At 57.3% G+C, this 12,439-nt stretch carries 12 protein-coding genes; all 12 read left to right on the top strand.

Going from position 1 to position 12,439, the window contains the following annotated elements; translation table 11 throughout:
- Window positions 1-55: 55 nt before the first annotated feature.
- The 12 genes from rfbB to CBM2594_RS12870 are packed head-to-tail and all read left to right on the top strand — an operon-like array spanning window position 56 to window position 12,425.
- Window positions 56-1,120, top strand: a complete 1,065-nt coding sequence (gene rfbB, locus CBM2594_RS12925; RefSeq protein WP_116357168.1) for a dTDP-glucose 4,6-dehydratase — start codon at window positions 56-58, stop codon at window positions 1,118-1,120.
- On the top strand, window positions 1,110-2,072 hold the full coding sequence (rfbD, locus tag CBM2594_RS12920) for a dTDP-4-dehydrorhamnose reductase (protein WP_116357167.1): 963 nt from the start codon (window positions 1,110-1,112) through the stop codon (window positions 2,070-2,072). Before rfbB ends, rfbD begins: the two co-directional genes overlap by 11 nt.
- 2 nt (window positions 2,073-2,074) lie before the next feature.
- Window positions 2,075-2,956 carry a glucose-1-phosphate thymidylyltransferase RfbA gene (gene rfbA / locus CBM2594_RS12915; protein WP_116357166.1) on the top strand — a complete coding sequence of 294 codons (882 nt, stop codon included), beginning with the start codon at window positions 2,075-2,077 and terminating at the stop codon, window positions 2,954-2,956.
- A complete protein-coding gene (gene rfbC / locus CBM2594_RS12910; RefSeq protein WP_116357165.1) occupies window positions 2,953-3,504 on the top strand; it encodes a dTDP-4-dehydrorhamnose 3,5-epimerase in 552 nt (183 codons plus the stop codon). Before rfbA ends, rfbC begins: the two co-directional genes overlap by 4 nt.
- 33 nt (window positions 3,505-3,537) lie before the next feature.
- Window positions 3,538-4,665 (top strand): DegT/DnrJ/EryC1/StrS family aminotransferase, encoded by a 1,128-nt coding sequence (locus tag CBM2594_RS12905; protein WP_115704352.1) that lies wholly within the window; start codon window positions 3,538-3,540, stop codon window positions 4,663-4,665.
- On the top strand, window positions 4,662-5,171 hold the full coding sequence (locus tag CBM2594_RS12900; protein ID WP_174077022.1) for a GNAT family N-acetyltransferase: 510 nt from the start codon (window positions 4,662-4,664) through the stop codon (window positions 5,169-5,171). The genes CBM2594_RS12905 and CBM2594_RS12900 overlap by 4 nt, the downstream gene beginning before the upstream one ends.
- Window positions 5,158-5,967 carry an ABC transporter permease gene (locus CBM2594_RS12895; protein ID WP_116357163.1) on the top strand — a complete coding sequence of 270 codons (810 nt, stop codon included), beginning with the start codon at window positions 5,158-5,160 and terminating at the stop codon, window positions 5,965-5,967. Before CBM2594_RS12900 ends, CBM2594_RS12895 begins: the two co-directional genes overlap by 14 nt.
- An 8-nt stretch (window positions 5,968-5,975) precedes the next feature.
- Entirely contained in the window at window positions 5,976-6,710 is a 735-nt protein-coding gene (locus CBM2594_RS12890; RefSeq protein ID WP_198048126.1) for an ABC transporter ATP-binding protein, read from the top strand.
- Window positions 6,711-6,744: 34 nt separating this feature from the next.
- A complete protein-coding gene (locus CBM2594_RS12885; RefSeq protein WP_116357161.1) occupies window positions 6,745-9,384 on the top strand; it encodes a glycosyltransferase family 4 protein in 2,640 nt (879 codons plus the stop codon).
- The gene (locus tag CBM2594_RS12880; RefSeq protein ID WP_116357160.1) at window positions 9,378-10,670 is read left to right on the top strand and encodes a glycosyltransferase; all 1,293 of its coding nucleotides are present in this window, start codon (window positions 9,378-9,380) and stop codon (window positions 10,668-10,670) included. Before CBM2594_RS12885 ends, CBM2594_RS12880 begins: the two co-directional genes overlap by 7 nt.
- Window positions 10,667-11,659 (top strand): rhamnosyltransferase, encoded by a 993-nt coding sequence (locus CBM2594_RS12875; RefSeq protein ID WP_198048125.1) that lies wholly within the window; start codon window positions 10,667-10,669, stop codon window positions 11,657-11,659. The genes CBM2594_RS12880 and CBM2594_RS12875 overlap by 4 nt, the downstream gene beginning before the upstream one ends.
- Entirely contained in the window at window positions 11,643-12,425 is a 783-nt protein-coding gene (locus CBM2594_RS12870) for a glycosyltransferase (RefSeq protein ID WP_232346611.1), read from the top strand. Before CBM2594_RS12875 ends, CBM2594_RS12870 begins: the two co-directional genes overlap by 17 nt.
- Window positions 12,426-12,439 lie beyond the last annotated feature (14 nt).

Genomic DNA, 12,439 nt, shown 5'->3' with positions numbered 1-12,439 from the left:
GTGGGCGCTCGGCTTTTGCCGGGTTATCGAAACATATCGAGGCAAGGAGCAAGTTTTGTCCCATATTCTGGTCACAGGGGGCGCCGGATTCATCGGTGCCAATTTCGTTCTCGCCTGGTTGAGCGACAAGTCGGCGGATGGTGTGGTCAACGTCGACAAGCTCACCTACGCGGGGAATCGAAAGACCCTCGCGTCTGTCGAGGACGACCCCCGCCACGTGTTTTCGCAAACCGATATTTGCGACCGTGCCGCACTGGACCAGCTCTTTGCCACCTACAAGCCGCGCGCCGTAGTGCACTTTGCCGCCGAGAGCCATGTTGACCGATCGATCCATGGGCCCGGTGAGTTCATCCAGACCAATATCGTCGGAACGTTTACGCTGCTGGAGGCCGCGCGCGCCTACTGGAGCGGCTTGCAGGAACCGGCCAAGTCCGAATTCCGCTTCCTCCATGTGTCGACCGACGAGGTGTTCGGCTCGTTGAGCGAAACCGATCCGCAGTTCTCGGAAACGACCCCCTACGCGCCCAACAGCCCGTATTCGGCATCCAAGGCCGCATCGGACCACCTGGTGCGCGCGTATCACCATACCTACGGCTTGCCGGTTCTGACGACGAACTGCTCGAACAACTACGGCCCGTATCATTTCCCGGAAAAGCTGATTCCGCTGGTGATCGCCAACGCCCTCGCCGGCAAACCGCTGCCTATTTATGGCGACGGGAAAAACGTGCGTGACTGGCTGTACGTGCGCGACCACTGCTCGGCCATCCGCGAGGTGCTGGCACGCGGCCGCCTGGGCGAAACCTATAACGTTGGCGGCTGGAACGAGAAGACGAACCTGGACGTCGTCCACACGCTGTGCGACCTGCTCGACGAACTGTCGCCCAAGACCACCGGCTCGTACCGTGACCAGGTCACCTTCGTCAAGGATCGCCCCGGGCATGATCGCCGCTATGCGATCGATGCACGCAAGCTGGAACGCGAACTGGGCTGGAAGCCGGCCGAGACGTTTGAAAGCGGGCTGCGCAAGACGGTCCAGTGGTACCTGGATAACCAGGCATGGGTGCAGGACGTGATGTCGGGGGAGTATCGGAATTGGGTGGCGAAGCAATATGCCGCTTGAGTCCGGCATGTTTCCGAGGATCCTGCTCATTGGTGCCAATGGTCAACTAGGATTCGAGCTGACGCGCAGCTTGGCCTTGCACGGAACCGTGGTGGCGGTGGACCGCCGCCAATGCGATCTGACCGATGCCGAGAGCGTGCGCGGCGCAGTCAAGGCAGCGCGCCCGGACATCATCGTCAATGCCGCCGCCTATACGGCTGTCGACCTTGCGGAACGGGAGACCGACCTGGCCAATGCTGTAAATGTGGTCGCCCCGGGAATCCTGGCTGAGGAAGCCGCGCAACTCGGCGCGCTGGTCGTTCACTATTCGACTGATTACGTATTCGACGGCGAGAAGGCCGGTGCATATGTCGAGACCGACGTGCCGAATCCGTTGTCCGCTTATGGCAAGTCGAAGCTGGGCGGCGAGCGCATGGTCCAGGCTGCGACAGCAAACCACCTGATCTTCCGTACGAGCTGGGTATACGGCTTGCATGGCGGCAATTTTCTGAAGAGCATCGTCCGTGCCGCTACGATTCGCGAATCCCTGAGCGTGGTGTCTGATCAGTGGGGTGCCCCGACCCCGGCCTCGCTGGTTGCTGACATCACGGCTGTTGCCGTGGGCCGGTACCTGAATCGAACGGAGCAGGATTTCGTTCCCGGTGTTTATCACCTGGCTGCGCTAGGCGAGACCAACTGGTGCGACTATGCAAAACTGGTCGTCCGGTATCTGGCGGACAATGGTGTGCCTCTGTCGCTTAGCGCGGACAACATCCGTGCGATCACTGCAAAGGAATACGGCAGCCCCGCACTAAGGCCGGCAAACTCGCGTCTCGATACCTCAAAGCTGAGGGACGGGTTTGGCATTGCGATCCCCGAGTGGCACCGCGACGTGGAGCGTACCCTACGCGAATTCATCGATATTGCGGAATTCGCACTGGTGACGGATGCCTGCAAGACCTCTAAAGAGTAGACATGAAACGTAAAGGCATAATTCTGGCTGGTGGCTCCGGCACCCGTCTGTATCCCATCACGCGATCGGTGTCTAAGCAGCTGCTTCCCGTTTACGACAAGCCGATGATTTATTACCCGCTGAGCACGCTGATGCTCGCAGGTATTCGAGACATCCTGGTGATTTCGACGCCGCAAGATACACCGCGCTTTACCGAAATGCTGGGTGATGGCAGCCAGTGGGGCCTGAACCTCGAATACGCGGTGCAACCGTCCCCGGATGGGTTGGCCCAGGCTTTTGTTATCGGGAAGTCTTTCGTCGGATCGGATCCCTCAGCGCTGATTCTTGGCGATAACATTTTTCACGGCCACGATCTGGCCAAGCAATTGCAGCGCGCCGCGTCGCGCGAAGCGGGCGCTACCGTTTTTGCCTATCATGTGCATGATCCGGAGCGTTATGGCGTTGTCGAGTTCGATGCGAATTTCCGTGCCTTGTCTCTGGAAGAAAAGCCGGCGCAGCCTCGCTCCAATTATGCGGTGACTGGCCTGTACTTCTACGACAATCAGGTCTGCGATATCGCGGCGGATATCAAGCCTTCGGCGCGTGGTGAACTGGAAATCACGGACGTGAACAAGCGCTACCTCGAAGCCGCCCAGCTGGAAGTCGAGATTATGGGGCGCGGCTACGCCTGGCTGGACACCGGTACCCATGATTCGCTGCAGGAGGCCGCCACATTCATTGCAACACTGCAGAAGCGGCAGGGGCTGATGGTGGCGTGTCCGGAAGAGATTGCCTTCCGCAACCAATGGATTTCGGCAGAGACGATGCAGAAGATTGCGGCGGAATTGGCAAAGAACGGTTATGGCCAATACCTGCAGCAGGTATTGAAGGAGTCGATTGCATGAGCATGAATATTGTCAAGACGGCTTTGCCCGAGGTGCTTATCCTCGAGCCCAAGGTTTTCGGTGACGACAGGGGCTTTTTCTTTGAGAGCTTCAATGCGCGCCAGTTCGAGGAGGCCACGGGGCTGAAGCGGGATTTTGTACAGGACAACCATTCGCGCTCCGCGAAAAATGTCCTCCGTGGCTTGCACTACCAGATCCAGCAGCCCCAAGGGAAGCTGGTGCGCGTGGTGGCCGGTACGGTGTACGACGTGGCAGTTGATATCCGCCGGAGTTCGCCGAATTTCGGCAAGTGGGTGGGTGTCGAACTCTCGGCTGAGAACAAGCGCCAGCTGTGGGTGCCCGAAGGCTTCGCACACGGCTTTGTGGTGCTGTCGGAAAGCGCGGAGTTCCTCTACAAGACCACCGACTACTATGCCCCGCAGTTCGAGCGATCGCTGCGCTGGGACGATCCGGCACTCGCCATCGAGTGGCCAATCGACGGGGCCCCAGTGCTTTCGAAGAAAGATGAAAACGCGCCGGCTTTCGCAGTTGCCGAATTGTTTGAATGATCAAATAGATATCTGAATTCCTGGGAGAAAAAAATGGCAATCCAATTGTTCGTACCCAATTTCCGTGTCCAAGAATGCCTGAAAGAGATCCAGGAATGCCTGGAGAAAGGCTGGACCGGGCTCGGCTTCAAGACCAACGCCATGGAAGAAGCCTGGAAGTCCTACACCGGGCTGCCGTACGCGCATTTCCTCGGTTCGAATACCGTTGGCCTGCACCTCGCCTTCGAACTGTTCAAGACCAAGTATGGCTGGGCGGACGGCGATGAGGTCATCACCACGCCGCTGACTTTTGTTTCTACCAACCATGCCATCTTGTATTCCGGGCTGACGCCGGTCTTCGCCGATGTCGACGACTCGCTGTGCCTGGATCCGGACAGCATTGCCGAGCGCATCACCGATCGCACCCGCGCTGTAATCTTTGTCGGCCTGGGTGGCAATGTCGGCCAGTATGACAAGGTGGTCGCACTGTGCAAGGAAAAGGGCATCAAGCTGGTGCTCGACGCGGCCCACATGTCCGGCACTCGCTATCACGGGCGCCACGTAGGCCACGATGCCGATGTGACTGTGTTCAGCTTCCAGGCCGTGAAAAACCTGCCGACCGCCGACTCGGGCATGATCTGCTTCCAGGAAGCTGAAGATGACGAACGCGTTCGCAAAATGACGTGGCTGGGCATCAACAAGGACACGTTCGCGCGTACCACGACGCAGGGGGCATACAAGTGGATGTACGACGTGGAAGAGGTTGGCTACAAGTACCACGGCAACTCGATCATGGCAGCGATCGGCCTGGTGCAACTGAAGTACCTGGACAACGACAACGCGTACCGCCGCCAACTGGCAAACTGGTATGAGGAACTGCTGTCGGGCCATGACAATATCCGCCTGACGACGATTACCGAAGGCTGTGATTCGTCGCGTCACCTGTTCCAGATTCGTGTAAAGAACCGCGACGAACTCATGCTGGCGCTGCACGAGCATGAGGTCTATCCAGGCGTCCACTACCGCGACAATACCGAATACCGGATGTACGCCAGCGGCAAGGGCAAATGCCCGCGCGCACATGCAGCCAGCAACGAAGTGCTGTCGCTGCCCATGCACATGGGTATCAGCCGCAACGACGTCGAATTCGTCTGCGAACTGGTTCGCAAGTACGCTGCATGAAGCCGATCTTCGAGCCATTCGAAGCCAAGGGGGTGCGTCTGCGCCCCCTTGCGACGGAAGACCTTCCATTGACGCTGGCATGGCGCAACCGCGAGGGCGTCAGGCAGCAGTTCATCTTCTCCCAGGTTCTGACTCTCGAAAGCCACCAGGGCTGGTTTCGAAAGTACTCCGAGAAACCAGACGACTTCGTGTTCGTAGTGCAGGACCCGGAGACCGGCGCGCTGGTCGGCCAAGTTGCGATCTACGACGTGAACGGGTCGACTGGGCGCGCCGAAATTGGGCGCTTCGTCGTGGCGCCTGAGGCCGCCGGGCAAGGGAAGATGCGCCGTGCGATCGAGGCGTTGTTGGTGTTCGGACGCGACAAGCTTGGTTTGTCTAAGGCTTACCTTGAGGTACTGGAATCGAATTTCCATGCTGCTCGCATTTACGAGAAGCTGGGCTTCGTGGAAACAGGCCGCCGGGATGGGCGGGTCGCAATGGAGCGTGTACTAGATGACAGTCTATAACAGCAGCCGCAAGCATCCGCTGACGGAATATGCTGCTGCAGCCAAACTGTGGCGTGTGTGGCTCCATATGGGGGTACAGGACGTCAAGGGGCGGTTTCGGAATTCGATTTTGGGCCCGCTTTGGATTCTTATTAATCTTTCGGCCACTATGGCGGCGGTCGGGATTATTTTCGGAAGGCTTTTTCATCAGCCGATGGAAGAGTTCCTGCCGTTCCTGACGCTGGGCCTCGCCATTTGGGGTTTCATGACTTCCGCGTTGACAGAAGGGGGCTCCGCCTTTGTCAATGCCGAGGGTTATATTAAGCAATTTTCCTTCCCGAAAGTTACTTACCTGTATCGGGCTATGGTGCCCTACATCGTAGTATTCGGTGTGGGTATGCTGGTGTTTCTAGCTGTTGCTCTTGCCTATGGTCGGAGATTCGAAGCCGGTGCGTTGTGGTTCTTCCCAGGCTTTTTGCTGTTTATTGTCATCAATTTCCTCCATCTGGTTATCGTTTCGCACCTCGGTGCCAGGTACCGCGATTTGCCGCACCTGTTGAGTGGGTTGATTCAGATCGGCTTCTACGTGACGCCGGTGATGTACACCGTCACTATGTTGAAGGACCGTGGGCTCGGTTTTATCTATCAATACAATCCGCTTTACTACCTGATCGAAATCGTCAGGTATCCGCTGCTCAATAACGCTTCTCCGCCCGATGAGGTGTGGATGGTTGCCATTGGCTATGCCATTCTGATTGGCGTCGTCGCGTTTGCAGTGATGAAGCGCATGTCTCATCGCATCGTCTACGTTCTATGATCCCCGAGTTGAAGATCAGTTTGCGCGATGTACGCGTTCGCTTTGATGTATCCATGCGGCAGGATAGCCTGAAGGGTGCGCTGCTGAATGCTTTCCGTCCCAAGGCCAAGGAACGGATTGAATTCGTGGATGCATTGAAGGGAATTAACCTTGAAATCGCGCACGGGGAACGTGTGGGGTTGGTTGGTCTGAATGGCGCCGGTAAAAGTACTATCCTCAAGGTGATGGCTGGCATTTACCCGCCAACCTCAGGTGAAACAGAGATAGTTGGGCATGTTTCGCCGATGTTTGAATTGGCGACGGGTTTTGAGATGACCCAAACTGGCTGGGATAACATCCGAATTCGCGCGATGCTGCTGGGACTCGCTCCCGACGAAGTGGAGGCGCGCATTCACAGCATTGCTGAATTTTCGGAGCTGGGTCATTTCCTGGATTATCCTGTAAAAACATACTCGGCAGGCATGTTCATCCGGTTGGCATTCTCCGTATCTACTGCCATTAATCCCGAGATATTATTGCTGGATGAAGTCATGGGGGCGGGGGACTTGGTATTTGCTGACAAGGCAAAGCGCCGAATGTACGAATTCATGGAGCAAGGTAAGATTCTGGTTTTTTCAAGTCATAGCCTGCCACTGGTTGAGGACTTCTGTGAACGCGTTATCTGGTTGCGCAAAGGAGAGGTAGCAATGGATGGGCCTACTGCTGAAGTACTTGCTGAATACACACGGCGCGGCGGGCAGTAGTCTTCAACTGAGGTTCATATAAGCGGAAATTAAGATGCGTGTTTTGGCAATCAGCCCGACAGCCGGCTTGGCGGGTATCGATCAAACGTTTCGAGCCCTTTGTCTCGGTCTCGCGGAGAAGGGACATCACGTGGTCGCGGTGCTGCCTCCCGAGGCAAAAATTGCCCCCCAGCTTAATTTTGGTGGTGTTCAGGTCACACGTTCCAGTTATTTGAAATGGTGGTTTAATCCAGGTTTTTCAGACGACAATATTGGTTACTGTCTGGACCGCTCGCGCGAGAGTATCGATTTTCTGGTGCGGTTGATCAGGCGCACCAACCCTGACGTGATTGTGAGCAACACCAGCGTGTTTCTGGATGGCTATTTTGCGTCGCGAATTACCGGTCGTCCTCACATTGGTCATATTCACGCCTTGTTCGTCGACAACATCTATACCACGATGTCCGGCGAGTTCAAGGAATCGATCTATCGCTTGCTGGCGAGCGGTGGCGGCCACATTGTCGTTCCAGCGCAGTCATTACGTGAATCGCTGAGTGAGTTGGGTTTGGGGGGCAGCGTATCAGTGGTGCATAATGGCGTCGATATCAAGCGGTTCTCGCCTTCAGTTGCCCGTCGTAGTGCGGACGGAATATTCCGCATTTTGCAGTTGGGGCATTTTAACGACAACAAGAATCAAATGATGCTGCCAGATGTGGCCATGGACATGCTACGTCGGGGTTGTGCAGGCTTTCAGTTCGCTTTGGTCGGACCGAGCGAACCGCAGTATTACGATGCTCTGCATGAGAAGATCATGCGGAACGATCTTGCCAAGTATTTTGATTTGCGTAAGCAGGTGGATGATCCGCTGGATTGTCTTGGCTCGTCAGACATCTATGTAAATACCTCGACGACCGAGACTTTTCCGGTCTCGTTGCTTGAGGCACAGGCTTGCGGCCTGCCGGTGGTAGCAACGCCGACCATCGGTGCGCGGGAGATCATCCGCGATGGAGAAGATGGATATCTCGTAGCGAGTGCTAGCGAAATGGCGGCGAAACTCTGCGAGTTGATGTCGGACCGCCCCAAGGTTGAAGATATGGGGAAGCGCGCCAGGGCCAACATTGAAGCACGCTTTTCTAGCCGAGTATATGTGGATGAGTTCGAGAAGGTTTTGGAACGGGCCGCCACGCAAAGCCAGCAACCGGACGATCGATGGATGAGGGAAGTCTTCTTCCGTGTTCCGTCCCGTCGCGAGCGGGTAAGGGTTGCGGTAATTGTCCCTGACCGTTCGCAGACGTCTTTTGCGTTGCTGGTGGAAAAGCCATTCGACCAGTTCAGGCGTGAAGACAAGGGCTTTGAATACACTGTATATGACCTTTCCGAGCTTCATAAGATCAAGCTCGAAGAAGTTGAGCTGGTGTACGTGTTGCGCATCTATACCGCGCCGGTCATCGAGATTGTTCGCGGTGCCAAAGCTCTTGGTATCCCCGTGGCATTTGAGACCGATGACAATTATTTCGCGCTTCAGTTCCACAACGGCGAACCGAGCCATGGCCAGTTTGAGAACCAGGATCTCGCAGATCTGATCTCTCTGGCCGACCGCACGGCAGTGTACTCGGCGGCGATGCGCGATGCCGCCGTGGAGCACTGCGATCGGGTAGAGGTCTTCCGGCCCTATCAGCTGCTACCGGCGGAAAAGCCGAGGTACAAGGCAACCTCGGTAATTGGCTTCATGGGTAGCCTGAAGAAGGATGTGGATTTCGAGTTTGTGATCCCGGCACTGCAGAGGATCTTGGCAGAAGATCCCAATGTTTCGCTCGAGTTCTTCGGCTTCGTGCCGGCTGAATTCGAGCGAAATGAGCGCGTTGTGTCGCATCCTTTTAATCCGGACTACGATCAGTTCATCTCGTTTTTCCGTTCGAGGCAGTGGGCCGTGGCACTGGCACCGCTAGCCGATACGGAGTTCAATCGTAGTAAGACAAATAATAAATATCGTGAATACGCCGCGGCGGGATTTCCGGGCGTTTACTCGGATGTTGAAACCTATCGCAACTATGTCAAACATGAGGTGACTGGCTGCCTGGCTCCCAACGATGAGGAGGGCTGGTATCGCGCCATCCGGACGGTCCTCTACAACGAAGATCTTGCGAAGCGCATCGTGTGCGCTGCCTATGACGACATTGCGCGCAGCTTCTCCTTCGAGGACCATTGCATAAACAAGAAGGGATTGATCTACCAGCTTGTCAATGAGCGGCGGGCGCGTGCTGATATCCGCTCCATGAGCCAGAAAACGGTTTGGAGTGTTCCAACGCCGCTCAGCCTTCGCTCGAGCCTGGATCTGGATGGCAAGGATTTCGTGGCTGCTGCGTTTAGTGGCTTGGCAGGTATGGTGGCAGGTGTGTCGACCATTCCCATGATGGATTTCGCGGATGGCGACGGCGTGATCGGTGCGGAAATCGTTGTCAATAATGAGATTGCAGCCCAATCCGTTATTCCGCTCAATCACGTCAAAAACAGATCGTTCCTCCGACTCAGTTTTGGGAAACGCATCGAGGTCGAGGGCACCGACAATGTCGAGATACGCATATTTACGCGTGGTGCAACTAGCCGTATTTCACTGGCTGGAGCGGCCCGTCTTAGCGGCATCCGCCGCCGTATAGTGCCGGCTATCGGCCTTGAGTTATCTGATGAATGCTGAATCGGCGTATGTCGGCGCGCCCCTTTACGCCAATGCCGGGCAAGATCTGTATGAGTGATGACGGTAGCCTCGGCGCTGACCAGGGTGCTGCCGAAGCTGCGCCAATGCTACAGGCCCGCCTTGTTATCGAGGGCGAGATTCCGACAACTCATATCATCGGCCGACTGATTGGCGAAGCGGCCGGTAATGCGGAGGGGGTTTGCAAGTTGCTCGTATCGAACTTCCTGCCTGGTCGGATGCAGAGTAATGCTATTCCATTGCTTATTCGCGTCGGCGATCCCTCCGCCGCGCCGATGGTGAAATGGATGCTGCGTCGCAAGATCCCATATCTTTACTACATCGATGACAACTTCTGGGAGCTGCAGGGCGAAGGGCCGCTGATTGCCTATTACCAGGCTAAGGAAGTGCGGGAGACCCTCGAACTTGTAGTTCGCAATGCCCATACGGTTATCGTCAACTCACCCCACCTCGGGAAATACTTGCGAGATCATTTTGCCGCGTCGGTCATCGTCTTGCCTGCGCCTTTCGACTTCAGCCTCTTGTCAAGGCTGGAGCCGCCGCCTGCGCATGAACATGAGGTGCGCATCGGATTTGCGGGGAGCGCTACACGTGAAAAAGACTTCATCGCTGTTCTTCCGGCGCTGGAGCGAGTGCTTGCTGAAAGGCCTCAGGTGACAATGCATTTCTTTGGTTACTGTCCTCCGCTGCTTCACGGCAAGGACCGCGTCGTCTATCACCCCCATATGGGAAGTTATGAAGACTTCATCCGGTTCAAGCATGCCAGCGCCCTGGATATCGGGCTGGCTCCCATGGCGGATACGGAGTCGAACCGATACAAGACCAATAACAAGTACCGTGAATATGGCGCACTGGGCATCGCGGGCGTCTATGCGGACAGCCCGCCTTACCGGGACTCAGTGAAGAACGGTGTTACTGGCCTGATCGTGCGGCAGGATGCCGAGGCCTGGTACCGGGCAATCGTCGGGTTGGTGGACAACCCGCAGCAGCGTGCGGCGATGGCGGCGGCGGCATACGAGGACGTCCGAAAGCACTATGCACAGGATGTGGTCGCCATGCAGTGGCGGGCCTTGTTGGAAGAATTCCAGCGCTCAGTACGGATGCCGCGCCTGAGTCGTGCGGCAATAAGCGCCGATACATGCTGGATTCGCGGAGCTGGCTGGCTGGCGCGGCAGAAGCTGAGGGTACACCTGCGCTATGTTCGTGCCAGGTCCTTGCTAGCCCGAATGGTCCGCACTATTCAAGGTCGGATGAAGGGGGCGGCATGAGCGAAGCGCAATTTATCATGCCACCCGGCGTCGCGCCTGTTGAAGCTTGCAGCACCGCTGCCGTCGTCGTTACTTTCAACCCGGACGAGCCTGTTTTCCGGCGGCTGCTGCAGGCCACCTTGCGGCAGGTCGAAACAGTTGTGGTCGTCGACAACGGATCCGTGCGAGTCGATGTCGCCGCCATGTGCTGCTCAGAAGATGCCGGGGCTGGACGTGTTCGCTACGTGCCGCTGGGTACCAACCTCGGCATCGCTGCAGCCCAAAACCGCGGTATCGAAGCCGCAAGAGCCGCCGGAGCCGAATACGTGCTCTTGCTGGACCACGACAGTGTGCCGGCCGACAACATGGTTGCCGCGCTGCGGCAAGCCGACCGGCAACTGCGCGACGCCGGTGTCGAGGTCGGCGCCGTGGGTGCGGTGGCCCATGACCGCCGCACCGGCACGACATCCAAGGTGGTGCGCATGGTGCGCGGTCGCGTGCAGCGGCTTGCCAGCCAGACCTCAGAGCCGTATATCGAGGCCGATTTCCTGATTGCTTCCGGCACCATGATTGCCATCTCGGTGCTGGAGCGCTACGGCATGATGGACGAGGGCTACTTTATCGACCACGTCGATACGGAATGGTGCCTGCGCGTCAAGGCCCGGGGCATGCGGCTCTTTGCGATTCCGGGAGCGCGGCTGGAGCATGCGCTGGGGGATCACGTCGTGCGTGTATGGCTGGGCCGCTGGCGCGAGGTGCCTGTGCATTCTCCGGCGCGCGACTACTACATGTTCCGAAATACCGTGCGCATGCTGCTGACGACCCCGATGAGCTTTGCATGGCGTATTACCCATGTGTTCCGTTTGTCGCAGTTTGCGGTGTTCTTCGGGCTCGGCATGTCGCCACGCCTGCAGCGGATCCGATTGATGACCCGAGGCATCATCGACGGCATAAAGGGCCGCGGGGGTGTGTTGGTGGAAGCGAGGCCGGGCCGTGGAAGCAACCGCTAAGCTGTTGACGGTTTCCCTGGTCAGCCACGGCCAGGCAGAACTGATGCGTCCGCTGATCCAGCAATTGTCGGCGATCGCCCATGAGCTGCCCCTCAAAGTGGTGGTTACCGAGAACTTGCCCGAAGGCCGCACTTCCGACGGGAGGTTCGGTGATCTCGACATCCGGTATATCCAAAATGCCGAGCCGAAGGGTTTCGGGGCAAACCACAACGCAGCCTTCGCTTTTTGCGACACGCCATATTTCTGCGTGGTCAATCCCGATGTCCGGTTGATCGAGAATCCCTTTCCTGCGCTATTGGCGCAAGCCCGGGCGCGGCCAGGGGTTGTCGCGCCGCGTGTGGTAGCCAACGACGGCAGCGTCGAGGACAGTGCGCGAAAAGTGCCGCGACCACTGGTTTTGCTGCGACGGGCGCTGACCCGATTGGCCAATAGGCGGATGCCTCCAGATTACACCGGCGACGGCACTGTTCCGGTTGACTGGGCTGCCGGCATGTTTCTTCTCTTTGACGCCGGTGTATTCCAGCGGCTGGGAGGCTTTGACGACCGGTACCACCTCTATTGCGAAGATGTGGACGTTTGCCTGCGCACATGGCTGAATGGAGGGAGCGTCCATCTGGCCAATGATGTCATCGTGATGCATGATGCCCGCCGTGATAGCCACCGCCGGCTGCGCTATCTCCGCTGGCATCTGGCGAGCATGATGAGGCTGTTTACGTCCTCCGCCTACTGGCGGTTCCGCTTGCGCCATGTCGCCGCCGGCAATTGAACATTATTAGAACG

The sequence above is a fragment of the Cupriavidus taiwanensis genome, from assembly GCF_900249755.1.
GTDB classification, from domain to species: domain Bacteria; phylum Pseudomonadota; class Gammaproteobacteria; order Burkholderiales; family Burkholderiaceae; genus Cupriavidus; species Cupriavidus taiwanensis_D.
This window is presented reverse-complemented; position numbering and strand designations above follow the sequence as displayed.